Origin of the sequence: Paraburkholderia sp. C35 (assembly GCF_003121405.1) — a bacterium.
In the GTDB taxonomy this organism is placed as follows: domain Bacteria; phylum Pseudomonadota; class Gammaproteobacteria; order Burkholderiales; family Burkholderiaceae; genus Paraburkholderia.
This window is the reverse complement of record NZ_QBUY01000144.1, coordinates 1-17,735: the sequence shown is the minus strand read 5'-3', so window position 1 is coordinate 17,735 and position 17,735 is coordinate 1. Positions and strand designations below refer to the sequence as shown.

Here is a 17,735-nt window from a genome sequence, read left to right as displayed (position 1 = left end):
GTTCAGCGGCTTTCTTTTGCCTACTTTTCTTTGCCGCGGCAAAGAAAAGTAGGTGCTGCCCCGCACAGGGGCGACGCCTGCATCACCACTAACAAATCGCGGACGCCAGCGAATCCAACCCAAAACCAAAAACCAAAACCAAAACCAAAACCAAAAACAAAAACAAAAACCTACAACTTCTGCGCCATCGCCAGATCAAAAATCCTCACCCACTGCCTGGCCTCGCGCTCAGATGCAACAGGCACCCGCCACTCAGGATGCACAGCATCTTTAACATCAAGCTTGACCTGCCAACGGTCCCCCTCTCTCACAGGCAGCGCCGCACGCAGATCAGCAAAAATATACGACCCACGCACACCAGCAACCTGCAAATCACACAGCCGCTTGCCGGCAGCCAGCCGTACACCGCCCCACTCACCCTTGAGTTCATGAGTCCAGTCGCCATCGCGGATATTGGAAGACACTTCTTTGTGCCGACGCCACCACCACGCAAGCGCCGCCAGCACCAACACGGCGGCCAGCACAGCAGCCCCAACCGCGACGCCAAAACCAAACCGCGCCGACAACGCATGAAACGCCTGCACGCAGCCGTAAATCAACGCGATCAGAACAAACAGCGCAACAACGATAGGCATGGCAAGGTCTCCCGCAATGGCTCAAGTCCGCTCAGCTATCGCACATCGCACCGCGACAATCACAACCCGCCCGTCAGGGCGCTTTATGCGTTGCAGCCCACTGCTTCACGGCCTGCATCGTGTTCTCGACATGCTTGTCGGGCGACAGACTCGTGTACTCGTAAATGACCTTGCCGTCAGGCGCAATCACATACGACACGCGGTTCGCCATCGACGCGTGCATCGGCAACCCCGCGTCGTACGCGTTGATCACCTTCGAATCGGGATCGGCAGCCACCGGGAATTTGCTGCGGCATTCGCTGACCGAAAACTTCGTCAACGTATCGATGTTGTCGTGCGACACGCCAATCACCGTCGCACCGTATTTCTTGTACTCGTCGACCGCCTCGGCAAACTCGTGCGCCTCGATCGTGCAGCCCTTCGTGAACGCAGCCGGATAGAAGTACAGCACCACCGGGCCCTTCTTTAGCGCATCGGCGAGCTCGTACTTGTAAGTCTTGCCGCCGAGCGACGCCTCCGTCGTGAAATCAGGTGCAGCATCGCCTGGTTTGAGCGTGGCGCTAGCCGTCAACGCATGCAGCGACAATCCCGCGCACAGCGTTGCCGCCACAGCAAACGGCACAATCTTCAGCTTCATGTCGAATCCTCGAACGTAAGCGCACGTTGTCCGTGCAACATCCTGCGATGCAGCCCAATAGCCCGCACATCGCAGCCGCAAACCTGAGACGCCTATTGGACCACGTTTGCCGACTGCGCGCCGTCAGCCGGACGCGGGACGCGGACGCAAGCACGCACTGCGCCGCGCCCTACCCCCGTTTCAATCGCCCAGATGCGCGCCGAACCACGCCGCCGCCGACAGGTTCAGCTCGGCCAGCACGATCGGCGTCAGCGCGCTGAACTCGGCAAGCGTCTGCGCGCTCGCAATCGCGGCGGCATCCTGCCCTTCGCCCGCCGCCTCCGCGATGCTCAGCAACGCGCCCATCGGCCCCGCACGCTCGACGATGGCATCGCGGATCATCGGCGAAAGGTCGAGCGGATCGAGCGTCGCGTCCGGCGTCGAATCGATCAGCACGTGCACCAGCGAAAACCCGCCCGTAAGAAACGCGGCGTCTGCGAACGCCTCGGCGTTCGGATGGATCCAGCGCGCGGCCAGTTCCATGAAACGTGCGCGCGTACCCGCCAGCTGCACGAGGGGATCGGAGCGCCACGGCAGGTCGCCGCCGCCCGCGTACAGCAGCAATTGCGCCCAGCGCGCGATCTGTCGCGTGCCCGTGGCGATGATCGCCTCGCGCAGCGACGCGATATTGCGCCCAAGGCCAAACGCACTCGAATTGACCAGCCGCAACAGTTGCACGACCACGGTCGGATTGCGCTTGAGTTCGTCTTCGAGTTCGACAATGCCCGCATCCCGCGCGAGCAGCGCCAGGAGACGCAGCAGCGAGGTGCGCGACGAACGCGTGCGGCGCGTCGACAGCACCTGTGGACGCGCGAAAAAATAACCCTGAAAGAGATCGAAGCCCAGCTCGCGAGCCAGCGCAAAGTCTTCGCGCGTCTCGACTTTTTCGGCAATCAATGTCTTGCCGCGCTTCGCCAGCGCCTGCGCGAGGCCCGGCAGCGTCGCGCGGTCGGTCTGCAGGAAGTCGATCTTGACGATGTCCGCATACGGCAATGCAGCAAGCAGGTTCGGCGACAGCTCGCATACATCGTCCAGCGCCACGCGAAAGCCGGCGCGGCGCAGATCGGCGATGCGCGCAATCAGCCGGTCGTCGAACTGGACTGTCTCGAGAATTTCGAGCACGAAGCGCTCGGGCTCCATCAGATGCACGATGTCGTCGAACAGCAGATCGCGGCCGATGTTCACATAGCCGCGATGCGTGCCGAGTACGGACGGCACGCCGATACTGCCGATCGTGCGCACCACCACCTGCGCGGTGGCCTGCGCGTCGTCGGACACCTGCGCATAGTTTTGCGCGCTGCCGCGAAACAGCAGTTCGTAGGCGTGCAGCGCGCCGTCGCGGTCGAGAATCGGCTGACGCCCGACGTAGACGAACTGCGCCGACGAGATCGCCTCGTCCTCTTCGCCTGCTTGCGCAAACGTTTGGGGTCGTCCGGCGTCGTCGTTTTGAAACGGATCAGGCATGGTTGACGGCTGCTTGAATTCGGAAAACGGCATGCTTGCGGGGCGCGTGCCTGCGTTGTGTCAATGACATAAACGAAGCACGTTCGCCGCCACTTTAGCGGAATCCACCCGCGATGCACAGGCATCTGGGCGCGAGGTCAATCCTTACCATATGTTATGGCGCTTTTTATGTCTGAAAGCTAAAGATTCTGCCGCAAACGTCGATAACCCGTTCTGATGGACGGCCTCGCGTCTGCCCCGATTGGTTGAATTCCGGGTAGCGACAAGGCGTCCAGCCTCACGACGAACCGGGTAGTCAGCGACACACATGGAAGCGACCAGGATCACCCCAGCCCGCCGCGGCTTGCTGCGCACGGCGATCGACCGATTCCGCGCGGTCCGCCAGCCCGCGCGCCCGACGGTCGCCGCAGACGCACCCGCCGCCCCCGCCGTGGCGAACGGGCTCGAACAGGCCGCGCTGGCCGTCGACTTCCTCGCGCACGTGGCGCGCAATCTGACATTCCTGTATGTCTCCGCGGCGAGCCTGCGCTTCATCGGCTATCACCGCGAATATCTGCAGACGGTCACGCTGCACGAACTGGTCGCACCAAGCGACGTCGCGCGCCTCGATGCCGCACTGCGCCGCGCCGACGAAAGCGGCAGCGTCGAAAAAGTCACGCTCGATCTGATCAAGTCGCTTACCTACCCCGTGCCCGTCGAGTTGCGCATCGCGCGCAACTGCCACGACGGCATCGAGGGTTATGCGATTGCGGGCTTCGACGTGTCGAGCTGGCGCGCAACGGAAGCGAGCCTCAAGCATCAGCTGCATCACGACAACCTGACGGGTCTTGCCAACGTGCCGGCGCTCGTCGAGGAAATGCGTCAGGCGCAGCAGAAAGCGGACGCCATGGGCAAGTCCGCCGCCCTGCTGCTGCTCGACATCGACGATTATCAGCGCGTGAACCGCGCGCTCGGCTATGACGCCGGCGACGAGATGCTGCGCGACACCGCGCGCCGCCTGTCCAACATGACGACGCAAGGCGAGATCATCGCGCGCATTTCCAGCGACGAATTCGCGATCCTGCTGCCCGCCGCCAACACGCGCGCCGATGCCGCGATTGCCGCCGAAGCGCTCGCGCGCCGCCTGCTGACCGCCATCCAGCAGCCGTACACCTTCAACCGCCAGCCGGTGCATCTGTCGGCCAGCGTCGGTATTGCGCTGTATCCCGATACGCAGCACATCGGCGAAGCAAGCGACGGCGCGCCGCGCGACAGCCAGTTGCTGCGCTGGGCCGATCACGCGCTCGCGCGCGCCAAGGCCGCGGGCGGCAACACGCTCGCGTTCTACGTGCCCGACGACAGCCCCGCCGATGCCGAGCGCCTGAAGCTCGAATCGGACCTGTACGACGGCGTCCGCAACGGCGAATTCTCGCTGCACTTCCAGCCGATCACCAGCAGCCAGACGCATGGTGTCGTCGGTGTCGAAGCGTTGATCCGCTGGCAGCATCCTGTGCATGGACTGGTGCCGCCGTCGATGTTCATTCCCCTCGCGGAATCGGTCGGCCTCATCAACTATCTGGGCAACTGGGTGCTGAAGGCCGCGTGCATGCAGCTGATCCGCTGGGACACGCAAGGCATCCGGCTGCAATACGTGGCCGTCAACGTGTCGCCGCAACAGTTCCGCGAACCGCGCTTCAAGGAAAGCGTGCGCGAAGCGATTGCGCTCACGGGCATCGATCCGCACCGCCTGGTGTTCGAGATCACCGAAAGCCTGCTGATGCACGATCCGCAGCACGCGACCACGCTGCTCGAAGAACTGACGGGACTCGGTATCCGCTTCGCCGTCGACGATTTCGGCACCGGCTATTCGAGCCTCGCGTATCTGCAACGCTTCCCGCTCGCCAAGCTGAAAATCGACCGGAGCTTTGTGGAGAACCTGCTAACCTCGCGCAACGATCAGGCGATCGTCAGCGCTGTCGTAGGCCTTGCGCAGACCCTCGATCTCGAACTCGTCGCCGAAGGCGTCGAGACGGAAGAACAGCGCAACCTGCTGACCGAGATGGGCTGCGATCACATCCAGGGCTGGCTGGTCTGCAAGGCGCTGCCGTCGGAAGAACTCGCGCAGCGCTTCGAATCACGCTCGCTTCACGTGCACGGTGAAGCGAAAACGACATGACGCATAACAACACTGTGCACCGGCTACACCCCGGCGTGCCACTCACTGGAACCTGTATGCCTCTCGCGGAACTCTCATGCTAAAGGCTGCGCTGCTTGACCGGCTGTGGGCTCGCATGAACGAGCGCGGCGATTTTCCGATGCTGCAGCAGTCGCTGCGCTCGACGATGGCTGCAATGAATAACGACGATCTCGATTTCAGCGCACTCGTGCAAATCGTGCTCTCCGACTTCGCGCTGACCCAGAAGGTGCTGCGTCTCGCGAATTCGGCGATGTACATGGCGTTCGGCGGCAACATCACGACCGTTTCGCGCGCACTGATGGTGCTGGGCATGGATGCCGTCGGGCATCTCGTCGTTGGCCTGAAGATCGTCGATCACTTTCATCACAGCGCGCCGCGCCGCATCGACGCCAAGCTCGAACTCAACCGCACGATGCTGTCGGGCTGCGTCGCGCGCAAGCTGACGGAGCGCGGCGATCTGCGCGACGGCGAAGAAGCCGTGGTCTGCACGCTGATGCGGCAGATCGGCAAGCTGCTGGTGGTGTTCTATCTCGATGCCGAGTGGGACCAGATTCGCCGTCAGGTCGATACGGGCATGGGCGAAAACGAAGCCTGCGATAGCGTGCTCGGCGTGACCTTCCATGAGATCGGGCTCGAAGCGGCGACGCGCTGGCGCCTGCCGGAGATGATCCGCGTCGGCATGTCGGAATTCGATCCGCAGCAGCAGGACGAGCCGCGTCAGGTGCAATGGCTGCGCGCGATCACGAACTATTCGACGGAAGTCGCGAACGTGCTGACGCAGCCGCATCTGCCGCAGGCACAACGCGATGTTCGCATCGCCGAACTCGCGCAGCGCTATAGCCGCACGCTCAATACCGATCCCGATGTGCTGGTCGAAATGAGCCTGCAACTCGCCGAAGAAGAAACGCGCGATGGCGTGATGCGCGAGATCTTCGAATTGCGCGCCAACGCCGACGCGATTGCACGTCAATCGCTCGATCCTGAATCGTGCATTCGCGCGGGCGTCGACGAATTGCAGGCACTGCCGAGCGACAGCGGACTCGCGCCTGCGCTCGCGCTCGCTTCAGAAACGGTGCTGGCGGGCTTGCAGTTCGAACGCACCGTCGTGTTCGTACGTCACGGCAGCGGCATCTTCAAGGCGACGATGGGCTTTGGCGCGCGCATCGACGCGGCCTTGCCCAAGCTCAGCTTCGCAACGGCCTTCGAGCCCGACGTGTTTCATCTCGCGATTGCGAACTCGGTCGGCATCTTCATCGAGAATGCGCGCGATCCGAAGATGCATGCACGCCTGCCGGACTGGTATCGACGCGCGTTCGACGATGTGCATTCGTTCGTGCTGCTGCCCGTGGTGCTGGAGAACAAATCGACGGTCGCCCTGCTCTATGGCGACTGGGCGCATCATGATGTGCCGCGCCGCATCTCGCAGCGGGAAATGGCCGCGCTCAATGAACTCGCGCGTGAGTTGGGACGGTTTTTCGCTCACGCGCCGGTGAGCGAAGTGGAAATGCTGTAACGCGAACGCGTTTTTCAGACTGCTTCAAACGGGCGCAGCCTGCGCCCTCTTCCCTCGATACGCGCGGCTCGTCTTGTGAGCCGCGCTGTCTCCCGCCTCAATCCTCGATCCGTTCCAGCCCCGACGCTTCGGCGCTGCGATCGGCGACGCCCGCCCACGCGGCGGCGACCAGCCCCATCTGCGCGATGTCGAGCACAGACAAACCTTCGAGCTTGCTGCTCGCTTCCTCGATATCCGACCACACGCCCCGTTCGAGCGCTTCGACCACGTTGAGCAAGGTGCCGAGCACGCCTTCGCGCAACAGGATCGCATCGCGAATCGGCTTGGATAGCGCGAGCACATTGAGCGTGTGTTCGAGCGAGCCGCCGAATACCGAATCGACGAACGAGAACACGCCCGTGAGGAATGCAGCGTCGGTTGCGTCGCGGCCCGCTTCGGGCAGACGCTCGACCGCGAGTTCCATGAAACGCGCGCGCGTGGCGGCGAGTTGCAGCAATGGATCGTCTTCGAGCGCGACCTTGCGGCCATCGGCGTACAGCAGCAATTGCGTCCAGCGTGCAATGCGGTTGGTGCCGGTCGCGTTGATCGCCTCGCGCAAGGTTGTGACCTTGCGGCCCATCGCAAGGCCACTCGAATTGGCGAGACGCATCAGGTGCATCACGAGCACGGGGTTCAGCTTCAGTTCGGCTTCGAGTTGCGCGACGGTCGGCTCGCCGCCCAGCAGCTGCAGCAGATTCAGCAGCGCGTGACGCGGCGCGCTGACCTTGCGCGCGGCGGCGCCCTGAGGATGCGCGAAGTAAAAGCCCTGAAAGCGGTCGAAGCCGAGATTGAACGCCTGCTCGTACACCGCTTGCGACTCGACGCCTTGCGCGATCAGCAGCTTGCCCGCCGATTTCAGTACGCTCGAAAACTTGGCGAGCATCGCCTGCGGGATGCGCTGCATGTCGATCTTCACGGCGTCCACGTACGGCAGCAGGCGCGCGAAGGTATCGTTGGCCTGCGAGACATTGTCGATCACGAAGCGATAGCGGCGGCCATGCAGTTCGATGATGCGGGCGATCAGGGTATCGTCGGCGGCGATGTCGGGCGGCAGTTCGAACATGAAGCGTTCGGCAGGCACGCTGCGGATTGCTTCGTCGAACAGCAGTTCGCGCGTGACGGGCAGATAGCCCGGATGATTGGCGAGCGCCGCGCGCACGTCGGGTTGCAGTACGGCCTGGATGAAGTCTGTGGTGCCTGTCTGCGACTCGTGCGCTTCGTCCTGTCCGTCTGATTCAGCGGCAGGCGCCTGATAAGGCTTGAGTTCGAACGCGCACAGCATGTTGTCGCGGTTCAGGATGGGCTGGCGTGCAAATGAAACGTTTGCGCGCGCGTCCTGCGCGATGCCCGGAACGTCCTCTGCCTGGCGTTCCTCGACTGCGTTGGTGGTCATTCCGGTCCCCTGTCCGGCCAGTCGTTGCGCCTGCGCGCTGCCGCTGGTCTCATGCAAGTAGTTGTGGCGAAGCGCGATGCTTCGTGCTCTCGTCTGTTCGGTCGTTCTGGCGGCTTTTGCCGACGTGCTGGCACTTCCCGGCGCTACGTCGAGCCGTCTTTCCTCGTGCGGCAATTTTAGCGCACACAAGCTTGCACGGGAGCATGGCCGTGCGAAAAAAGCCCATAAAACAAGGGCAAAAAAAACGGCCGCACGAAGCGGCCGGTGGAGATCAGGCGATGATGCAGCGAACTGCATCCTGTGAAACGCGGGTTACTTGAGCGTGACCTTGACGTCGAAGTATTTGGCGGCGAGCCGGTCGATGGTGCCGTCGGCCTTGAGTTCCTTGAGCGCCTCGTTGACGGCGTTCTTCAGTTGCGCGTCGCCCTTGCGCAGACCGAAGCCGACACCCGCACCGAGCAGTTTTTCGTCCGACACGGCCGGGCCGGCAAATTCGAAGCCTGCGCCTTGCGGCTTCTTGAGGAAACCCTTCGACGCTGCTTCCCCGTCCTGGAACGATGCATCGAGACGGCCCGCGACGAGGTCCGCGTAGACCTGGTCTTGCGTCTGATACGGAATCACGTCGACGCCGGCGGGCGCCCACTTTGCCTTCGCGTAGGTTTCCTGGATCGTGCCTTGCAGCACGCCGACGTGCTTGCCCTTCAGCGATGCCGCGGTCGGCTGCAGGCCGCTGCCCTTCTTCGCGATCATCTGGTTGGGGATCACGTAGATGGGATCGGTGAAGTCGATGACGGCGCGGCGCTGATCGGTGATCGACATGTCCGAATTGATCGCGTTGAACTTGCGCGCCTGGAGTGCGGGAATCAGGCCGTCGAAGGCATTCTCGACCCACACGCATTTGGCTTTGAGTTTGGCGCAGACGGCGTTGCCGATGTCGATATCGAAGCCCTGCAGTTCACCCGCGGGCGACTTCGATTCGAACGGTGCGTAGGACGCTTCGACGCCGAAGCGGATTTCCTTGATCTCGGCTGCCGATGCGGCCGTCATATTCGCTGCCAGCGTGATGCTTGCCAAGGCGGCGCGCGCGGCCTTCTTTTGCCAACTCATGTTCATTCAGACTTTCCTCAAGAAGTGCTTGTGGGCGGTGTGTTCTGCCCTGAGCGTGCAGATGATCATTGCAACGCCAAAAATACGGTTCAAACGCCGGCGAGCGGCTTGCTGCGGTGCACAAGCCGGCGCGAGGGCAGGATTTTACAGGGTCCCGTGCGCCCCCCACCTCACGAAAACTGTTTTCGAGTTTTTCGACGCTACGATCACGCCGCGCCCAAATCCGAAAAATACTGTCGCAACAAAGCAATCCTTCCGATGATCCTGGCCGGATAACGAGAATCGGCCGAAGGTCCATGTTGCGAATCTGTTGATGCAATTAGAACGGCCGGCGGACGTCGCGCTCGGGGCGCGGACAGCGTATCCACGGGTATCGGGCGACACAATGCGCCTTTGGTCCAATATGCATTTTCACCCTTCATACGTAGGATATTTTTAATCAGGATTGCTTCGCTATCGTCCTGATATGCATCAGCGCTACCGCGCACCCAGGCGATTTTTTGAGCATCGACAGTCATGAAAAACAGCACGACCATCCCGCTGATACCGCTGCCAACCAGCCTCGGCGACGTCGACGCTCCGCCATCTGGCGCACGCTTCAAGCGGCGTTTTCACGTCATGGCCAAGCCGACGGGGTCCGCCTGCAACCTCGATTGCACGTACTGCTTCTATCTCCACAAGGAGCAGCTGCTCGAGCAGCGTCGCGGCGATTTCATGAGCGATGCAACGCTCGAGACCTTCATCCGTCAATACATCGAAGCGCAGGACGGCGAGCAGATCGTGTTTTCGTGGCAAGGCGGCGAACCCACGCTCATGGGTCTCGAGTTCTTCCACAAGGTCGTGCGGCTGCAGGAGAAGTACGGCAGCGCGCGCCAGCGCATTGAAAACAACCTGCAAACCAACGGCATTGCGCTCAATGACGAGTGGTGCGGGTTTCTGAAGCAGCACAATTTTCTCGTCGGCCTGTCGATCGACGGGCCACGCGAGCTTCACGACACCTATCGCCTGACGCGCTCGGGCAGGCCCACGTTCGACAAGGTCATGCGGGCGCTCGACTGCATTCATCGGCACGGTGTCAGCTTCAACGCGCTCACCGTGGTCAATCGCGTGAACGCGCGCAGACCCGTCGACGTCTATCGCTTCCTGACACGCGAAGTCGGCGCGACTTACGTGCAGTTCAATCCGTGCGTGGAAGCGCGAACGTTCAAACAGGTGGCACCGCAGTTCTGGGACGAAGACGCGATACCCATCGTCGGCACCGACAGGGCAAGACCGGGATCGGCTGACTCCGTCGTGACAGACTGGTCCGTCGATCCCGACGACTGGGGCTATTTTCTGAGCCGCACCTTCGACGAGTGGTATCGCGAAGACCTGAGCCGGGTACTCGTCAATCTGTTCGAAACCGCCGTCGCGCAGACCATGGGCCTGCCCTCGCAGCTTTGCATCACGGCCCCGTTCTGCGGCAAGGGGCTTGCGATGGAGCACGACGGCCGCGTCTATTCGTGCGACCACTACGTGTATCCCGAGTACGAACTGAGCGACATCTTCACGCATCCGCTTCATCAGATGGCTTTTTCGGAGCGGCAGCAGGCATTCGGATTCGGCAAGCGCGACACCCTTCCACAGTATTGCCGGCAGTGCCCGAATCTGAATCTGTGCTGGGGCGAATGCCCGAAGAACCGCCTCGTCCGCACGCCGGACGGCGAGCCCGGACTCAACTATCTCTGCCCGGGAATCAGACAGTTTCATGCGCATGCCGGCCCCAGGCTGCGGCAGATCGCAAACAGCCTCCAGAGCGGCTAACCGTTCGCCGCCCATCACGAATCCGTCCGTACGTTGCCTGGGCGGAAGGCCGTCTGCGTCGCTCATAACGCTGCGTTCCCGCAGACGATCTCCACACGCTGCCTCTCATCACAACGAGTACACAATGAAAAAAGAGCCTATACCTCTCAGACGCATGCTAAAGCGCAAGGTCGTCACGGCGCTATCCGCCGCCGTATCCGGATGGCTGGCGTTGAGTTCCATCGCGTACGCAGCCGACAATACGCGGCCGCCCAATATCCTCGTTATCTTCGGCGACGACATCGGTCAGACCAACATCAGTGCGTATGGCAAGGGTGTCGTCGGCTATCAGACGCCCAATATCGACCGCCTCGCACAGGAAGGGATGATGTTCACCGACTACTACGCGGAGAACAGCTCGACGGCGGGACGCTCGTCCTTCATCACGGGCCAGTCCCCATTGCGCACGGGCTTGAGCAAGGTCGGCATTCCGGGTGCCACGCAGGGTTTGCAGGCATCGGATGTGACGATTGCGCAGGCGCTCAAGCCGCTCGGCTACGCGACGGGCCAGTTCGGCAAGAATCACCTGGGTGACCGCAACGAATATCTGCCGACGGTTCATGGCGTCGGCGTGTTCTACGGCAACCTCTATCACCTGAACGCCGAAGAAGAGCCGGAGCGCCCGTACTGGCCGAAAGCCAATACACCGCAAGGCAAGGTCTACGACAAGCTGTTCTTGCCGCGCGGCGTGATGGACTGCAAGGCCTCGTCCCATGACGACCCCACCGTCGATGCGCGCTTCGGCAAGGTCGGCAAGCAGGTCTGCACGGACACGGGGCCGCTCACGTCCAAACGCATGGAGACCATCGACGACGAAACCACCGGCCGCGCGATCGACTTCATGAAACAGCAGGCCAGCGCGGACAAACCGTTCTTCGTCTGGATGAACACCACGCGCATGCACGTGTTCACTCACGTGCGCCCCGAGTACAAGGACAAGGGCGGCATGCGCGGTAACACCTACGCCGACGGCATGTGGGAGCACGACCAGGACGTCGGCAAGCTGCTCAAGTCGCTCGACGACATGGGTATCGCCGACAACACGATCGTCGTCTATACGACGGATAACGGTCCGAACCAGTTCTCCTGGCCGGACGCCGCGACCACACCGTTCCGCAACGAGAAGGATTCCAACTACGAGGGCGCCTTCCGCGTGCCTGCGCTGGTGCGCTGGCCGGGCCACATCAAGGCGGGCGAAGTGTCGACCGAAATCTTCTCCGGCCTGGACTGGTTCCCCACCCTGCTTGCGGCGGCCGGCGACGCAAACATCAAGGATCGTCTGCTGAAGGGCGCGAGCATCAGCGGGCGAACCTTCCGGAACCACCTCGACGGCTATAACCAGTTGGCCTATCTCGAAGGCAAAGAGCCCAAAAGCGAGCGCAAGGAGTTCTACTACTTCGACGACGACGGCGTGCTGGTCGACATGCGTTACGGCGACTGGAAGTTCGTCTATTGCGAGCAGCGTGCGCCCGGTGGCTTCGGCGTATGGAACAACCCGTTGACCTGCCTGCGCGTGCCGAAGATCTTCAACCTGCGCATGGACCCGTACGAGCGCGCTGACATCGTCTCCGACCAGTACTACGACTGGACGACGAAAAACGTCTACGTGCTGTACGGCGCCATCGCGGAGACGGCGAAGTTCCTCGACACCTTCGTCGCATATCCGCCTGCCCAGACGCCCGCGAGCTTCACGGTCGACGGGATTCGCGCCGGCGTCGATGCCGAGATCGCACGCAACAATTCGCGCGTGAAAGCCATCAGCAAAAAGGACGACTGACGCGCAGCACGGGCATCCCTGCTCGCAAGGCCCGCATTCATCGCGTGCCTTGCAGCAGGCCGGATGCCCGCACGCACCGAGCCATGATTCGCGGCGCTTCGCCGCGTCGACGTCACTCTTCGAACGCTATGCCTGTGATTAGACCGATCCTGTTGATCGTGTTCAGCCTGACTGCATCAGGCTGCACGATGCCGCAGTCCATTTCCGTGCTCGGCTCGTTTTTCCCGGACTGGCTTTTCTGCAGCGTTGCCGGACTCGTACTGGCGCTGCTCGTGCGCGCCGTGCTGATCAAGCTCGGACAGGCACGTGCGCTTGGGCCGCCTGTCATCGTGCAGCCCACCTTGATGCTGCTCTTTGCGCTGCTGGTCTGGCTGATCTTTTTTTAACGCTGCAATCTCGTCATTCAGAGCCTTCCGATGGCCGTTCATTCCAACACTTCGAAAAGCAGGACATGGCTCGCGCTGATGCTTGTCGCCGTCACGCTCGCCCTGCTCGTCTATGTCATCTGGCGCGTGGACACCTCTCCCGGCACCGACGATGCCTATGTTCAGGCCGACACCATCGATGTCGTGCCGGAAGTCAGCGGACGCATCGTCGAGCTTGCTGTAAAGGACAACCAGCGCGTCAGCAAGGGTGACCTGCTGTTCCGCGTCGATCCGCGTCCTTTCGAGGATGAACTCGCGCGCGCCAACGCATCGCTGGTTGCGCTCGACAAGCAGATCGCGCTCACTCGCCGCCTCGTCACCGCACAGCAGTACGGCGCCGACTCCGTGCATGCCCTCGTCGAGCGCGCACGCGTCGCGGCTGCGCAGACGACGCAAACGCTGCGGCGTACGCAGCCGCTGCTCGCGCCGGGGTATGTATCGGCCGAAGAAGTCGATCGCGTACGCAGCGCGCAACGCGCCGCCGAGGCCGATCTGGTCGCCGCGCAGCTGCAGGCCCAGCAGGCTACCTCGGCCGTGACGGGCGTCGACGCACTGGTTGCACAGCGCGACGTCGTGCTCGCCGACATCGCGCTCATGCAGTTACGCCTGGAGATGGCCACCGTGCGCGCGCCGTTCGACGGCCGCGTCGTGTCGCTGAAGAGCGCTGTCGGTCAGTTCGCGTCGGCGCTCAAACCGGTCTTTACGTTGATCGACACGCGCCACTGGTACGTGATCGCCAACTTTCGCGAGACGGAACTGAAGAACATTCGCCCTGGTTCGCCCGCGACCGTCTATCTGATGAGCGATACGGGCAAACGCTTCAAGGGCAGCGTCGACTCGATCGGCTTCGGCGTGCTGCCCGACGACGGCGGCCTCGTGCTCGCCGGATTGCCGCGCGTCCAGCGCAGCATCAACTGGGTACGGGTCGCACAGCGCTTTCCCGTGAAGATCCGGGTGGACGAGCCCGATGCCGAACTGTTCAGGATCGGTGCGTCGGCGGTTGCCCAGTTGAACCCGCACGCCGATCAACCTCACTCCTGAATCCGCTATGAAACTGGCCGACTACGTGCCGGGGCGTTTTCAGGCTCTGGCGATCTTTGTGCGCGAAGAAGTGATGCAGCCGCGGCCGGGACGCGGCGCACAGGCAATCCAGCTCGGCTCGCTCTGCCTGCTCGTAGTCCTCATATCGATGACCTTGCGGGTGCCGATGATCGCCGTATCCCTGATCGTGCTGTTTTACGGCGTGCAGTCGAACGCATTCTTCACGCGGGTCGTCGCAGTCGTGGTCGTGGGCGCGCCCGTGCTCGACGTTGGCAGCCTGTTTCTGGTGCTCAAATACGCTTATGGCTATCCGCTCGTGCGCATCGCGGCAGCGGGCCTGATCCTGCTTGGCAGCATGTATCTGATGCGCGTCAACAAACTCGGGCTGATGTTTTTCGCCGTGGCGCTGGTGGCCGCTTATGGCCAAACCATCCCCGATACGCTCGATTTTCCCGAGATCGCCGTACGTGCATTGATGTGGGCAGTCGTTGCGGGACTGTATCCCGTACTGCTCATGGTGATCGTGTGCGGCTATCTGTTTCCTTCACGTCCAGCGGCGCTGGTGCAGCGCGAATTGCAACGTCAGCTCGCCGCGACCCAGGCGTTGCTCCAACAGATAAGCAAGACAGCGCCACCCTCGGCTCACGCCAACGCGCAAATCGAAAAAGACACGTTGGCGTTGCAAGCGCTGCACACGTTCGCCCGTTCGGATGACGCCGACTATCGCACCATCGCCTCGTACTGGAACGCCTGTATTGCCACCGCCGGTTATCTACGCGCGAAGACCAACGCGCTCGTTGCGCAGCGCCTTCCGACGGGCGACATCGCCCGTGCGCTGCTATGCAGACTGAAAGACGAAGTCGCTGCGTTGAACGCGTCTGTCGGGCGGGCCGAACCCTATCGAAGCCAGTGGCACCCCACCGATACCGAACGCGCAACCGCCAGGATGTACGGACTGGATGGCCTGTGCCAGACCTTGCAGGCGCTTGCGCGCTTCGATCTGAGCCAAGCTGAACCCAAGGCTGCCAAAGATTCGCTGTTCGTTCCCGACGCGCTCACGAACCCGATGTATCTGCGCTTTGCGCTCAAGGTCGCGCTGGCGTCGGCAGTCTGCTACGTCTTCTATCACGGCGCACAGTGGGACGGCATCCACACGAGCATGCTCACCTGCGTCATCGTCGCGTACCCGAGCACGGGCGCGTCGTTGCAGAAAATGCTCTTGCGCTGCAGTGGCGCGTTGATGGGCGCGCTGCTCGCGTTGCTCACCACTCTCTTCATCATCCCGCACCTGGACGGCATTGCTGGCTTCCTGCTCATGCTGGCGCCGATATGCTTCGCTGGCGCTTGGATCGCGACAGGCTCCGAGCGCTTCTCCTATTTCGGCACGCAGTTCGTGTTCACCTTCGCGATGGCGACGCTTGAGGACGGCTTCGGACCGACTGCCGATCTTGGCGAGATACGCGACCGCGTGATCGGCATCCTGATCGGCATTGCCGTATCGACCGTGATCTACACGTTCGTCTGGCCCGAGAGCGAAGCGGTCACGCTCCGGCAAAAGCTGGCCGATGCGCTGCGTGAAGCGGGCAAGCTGATCCGCTCATCGGGACGTGTGGACGGTTCCGATCGGCTTACCTATCTGCAGCAGCGCATCGCGTGCTGGAATGCGCTCACGCTCTGCGACGACATGCAGGCGCGCGTATCGCTCGAAGTCAATCTGCCTTCCGATACGCGGCAAGCGCTGTTGCAACACACGCGCGATGTGCTGGCACGTGTTCGGCGCATCATCGATCAATGGGACAACCTGCGCGACGCACTCGCCGACGACACCGCCTGGGACGACTGGCGCGAACGCGTCGTCGACGCGCTCGATCACTACGCTGACGGCCTCGTCGCAGAGCCGTGCGCTGCCGTCCCATCGCACGCCTCGCCGCTCGCGCCTCTTGCTGACGTGAAGCCGGCTCTTGCCGCTCAGGCGCGGCAGTTGGCCGCGCAGATCCTCGAACTACCGGATTGGACAGCGGTTGCCGACGGCAACGAACCCGCCCCGACGGCAACGCGACATCGCATTTGACATGGCAAACTCACTCTCGCGCTTCAGGCTTCCCATCATGATCTGCTGCGCCGCCCTGCTGCCGGGCTGTGCGCTGATTCACAACGATACGGCGCCGCACGCGCAGATCGCGCCCGAACAGAGCCGCCTCGCCGACGATATCCATCTCGCCCACGACGGCTGGCCTGACGCTCAATGGTGGAAACGCTACGACGATCCGCAACTCGACGCATTGATCGAGCGAGCGCTGTCAGCTTCCCCCACCATCGCGATGGCGCGCACGCGCGTGACGCAGGCGGGATCGCAGGCGGATCTGCTGCGTGCCGGCACGGGGCTGCAGGTGTCTGCATTCGCGCTCGTCAACGAACAGCACGCTTCCGCGAACGGCTTTCTCGGCCCCTATTCGCTGAACCTGCCGCGACTCGGCATTACGGGGCCGTGGTACACCGAGGGCGCGCTTGGACTGGTCGCCGATCTCAACATCGATCTGTGGGGCATGCACCGTTCGGCCGTCGAAGCCGCACTCGGCGTGCAGAATGCACGCGCGGCCGAGGCAGCCCAGGTGGAACTCGACATCTCGTCGGATATCGCGCAGCTTTACTACAGCATGCAGACCACGTACGGGATGATCGGGTTGCTGCAACAGATGCGCGAGGTACTCGTGTTCGCCGTCGACGCGCATCAGAGCAAGGCCAGGCTGGGACTGGAAGCGCAGGTGCCGTTGCACGGCGCGCGTGCGCAACTGCTTGCCGTCGACCGTCAGATCGTCGCCGCGCAGGGACAGGTGAAGGCATTGCGGGAATCGATCCGTGCTTTGGCTGGCGCCGGACCTGATGATCTGAATGACATCCAGCCCGTCGCGTTACCGCTGACGGAAGCGAGCCTGCCGCCTACGCTGCAATACGCGCTGCTCGCGCGGCGCCCGGATCTTCAGGCGATGCGCTGGTATGTGCAATCGTCGTTCAGCCAGATCGACGCGGCCAAGGCTGCGTTCTACCCTAGCCTGGACATCAAGGCGTTGATCGGTCTCGACTCGCTGCATCTCGACACGCTGTTTCGCGGCGCTAGTCAGCAGATCAATCTGATACCGGGACTGTATTTGCCTATCTTCGATGGAGGTCGTCTGAATGCCAATCTGCATGGCACGCGCGCGGCAAGCGATATGCTAATCGAGCAATACAACCAGGCGGTGCTCAATGCCGTACGCGACGTTGCTGTCAGCAGCAGCAAGCTGCAGGCACTCGATGGCGAGCGTGCGCTACAGTCGGAGAAGGTCGATGCGACGCGATTCGCGCAGGAATCGGCGCAGGCGCATTTTGCGAGCGGGCTTGCGAGTCGGCAGATTGCGGTTGAGGCTCGGGTTCCTGTGATTGCTGAAGAGATGGCGTTGTTGATGGTTGATGGGATGCGGATTGCGCAGGGGATCGTTCTCATCAAGGCGCTGGGCGGTGGGTATTTGGCTGATGTCTCGGGTGTTTGATGTTGGGGTTGGGGTTGGTTGCTTTCGCTGGCGTCCGCGGTTTGTTAGTGGTGCTTCAGGCGTTGCCCCTGTGCGGGGCGGCACTTACTTTCTTTGCCGCCGCAAAGAAAGTAAGCA

Annotated in this window: 14 protein-coding genes; 8 read left to right on the top strand and 6 right to left on the bottom strand. The window is 62.4% G+C overall.

Features of this window, described 5'->3' with window-relative positions; all coding sequences use genetic code 11:
• Window positions 1-170 precede the first annotated feature (170 nt).
• The 3 genes from DK391_RS40675 to DK391_RS40665 form a co-directional block, all read right to left on the bottom strand.
• On the bottom strand, window positions 171-635 hold the full coding sequence (locus tag DK391_RS40675; RefSeq protein WP_109483655.1) for a hypothetical protein: 465 nt from the start codon (window positions 633-635) through the stop codon (window positions 171-173).
• Window positions 636-708: 73 nt separating this feature from the next.
• Window positions 709-1,272 carry a peroxiredoxin gene (locus tag DK391_RS40670; protein ID WP_109483654.1) on the bottom strand — a complete coding sequence of 188 codons (564 nt, stop codon included), beginning with the start codon at window positions 1,270-1,272 and terminating at the stop codon, window positions 709-711.
• Window positions 1,273-1,452: 180 nt separating this feature from the next.
• Window positions 1,453-2,775, bottom strand: coding sequence for an EAL domain-containing protein (locus DK391_RS40665; protein ID WP_109483657.1), 1,323 nt, complete (start codon window positions 2,773-2,775; stop codon window positions 1,453-1,455).
• 307 nt (window positions 2,776-3,082) lie between these two features.
• Between DK391_RS40665 and DK391_RS40660 the strand changes: the two genes are divergently transcribed.
• Together DK391_RS40660 and DK391_RS40655 are read left to right on the top strand one after the other, a co-directional pair.
• Window positions 3,083-4,930, top strand: a complete 1,848-nt coding sequence (locus DK391_RS40660) for a sensor domain-containing phosphodiesterase (protein WP_109483653.1) — start codon at window positions 3,083-3,085, stop codon at window positions 4,928-4,930.
• Window positions 4,931-5,006: 76 nt separating this feature from the next.
• Window positions 5,007-6,464 (top strand): HDOD domain-containing protein, encoded by a 1,458-nt coding sequence (locus DK391_RS40655; protein ID WP_109483652.1) that lies wholly within the window; start codon window positions 5,007-5,009, stop codon window positions 6,462-6,464.
• A gap of 97 nt (window positions 6,465-6,561) precedes the next feature.
• On the opposite strand, the gene DK391_RS40650 is transcribed toward DK391_RS40655, so the two are convergent.
• The 3 genes from DK391_RS40650 to DK391_RS44700 form a co-directional block, all read right to left on the bottom strand.
• Window positions 6,562-7,896 (bottom strand): EAL domain-containing protein, encoded by a 1,335-nt coding sequence (locus DK391_RS40650; RefSeq protein WP_109483651.1) that lies wholly within the window; start codon window positions 7,894-7,896, stop codon window positions 6,562-6,564.
• 312 nt (window positions 7,897-8,208) lie between these two features.
• Window positions 8,209-9,009 carry an ABC transporter substrate-binding protein gene (locus tag DK391_RS40645; protein ID WP_109483650.1) on the bottom strand — a complete coding sequence of 267 codons (801 nt, stop codon included), beginning with the start codon at window positions 9,007-9,009 and terminating at the stop codon, window positions 8,209-8,211.
• A 200-nt stretch (window positions 9,010-9,209) separates the two neighbouring features.
• Window positions 9,210-9,521, bottom strand: a complete 312-nt coding sequence (locus DK391_RS44700; RefSeq protein WP_162601048.1) for a hypothetical protein — start codon at window positions 9,519-9,521, stop codon at window positions 9,210-9,212.
• Here DK391_RS44700 and DK391_RS40640 point away from each other — a divergent pair.
• The 6 genes from DK391_RS40640 (at window position 9,520) to DK391_RS40615 (ending at window position 17,618) form a co-directional block, all read left to right on the top strand.
• Complete coding sequence (locus DK391_RS40640) at window positions 9,520-10,806, top strand: anaerobic sulfatase maturase (RefSeq protein WP_109483649.1); 1,287 nt, start codon at window positions 9,520-9,522, stop codon at window positions 10,804-10,806. The genes DK391_RS44700 and DK391_RS40640 overlap by 2 nt on opposite strands.
• 124 nt (window positions 10,807-10,930) lie before the next feature.
• Window positions 10,931-12,622 (top strand): arylsulfatase, encoded by a 1,692-nt coding sequence (locus DK391_RS40635; RefSeq protein WP_109483648.1) that lies wholly within the window; start codon window positions 10,931-10,933, stop codon window positions 12,620-12,622.
• Between the two features lie 128 nt (window positions 12,623-12,750).
• Entirely contained in the window at window positions 12,751-13,008 is a 258-nt protein-coding gene (locus DK391_RS40630) for a YtcA family lipoprotein (RefSeq protein WP_109483656.1), read from the top strand.
• A gap of 30 nt (window positions 13,009-13,038) precedes the next feature.
• The gene (mdtN, locus tag DK391_RS40625) at window positions 13,039-14,088 is read left to right on the top strand and encodes a multidrug transporter subunit MdtN (protein WP_109483647.1); all 1,050 of its coding nucleotides are present in this window, start codon (window positions 13,039-13,041) and stop codon (window positions 14,086-14,088) included.
• A 7-nt stretch (window positions 14,089-14,095) separates the two neighbouring features.
• Window positions 14,096-16,159, top strand: a complete 2,064-nt coding sequence (locus DK391_RS40620; RefSeq protein WP_109483646.1) for an FUSC family protein — start codon at window positions 14,096-14,098, stop codon at window positions 16,157-16,159.
• Between the two features lies 1 nt (window position 16,160).
• Window positions 16,161-17,618: an MdtP family multidrug efflux transporter outer membrane subunit gene (locus DK391_RS40615; protein ID WP_109483645.1), complete on the top strand. Its 1,458-nt coding sequence runs from the start codon at window positions 16,161-16,163 to the stop codon at window positions 17,616-17,618.
• Window positions 17,619-17,735 lie beyond the last annotated feature (117 nt).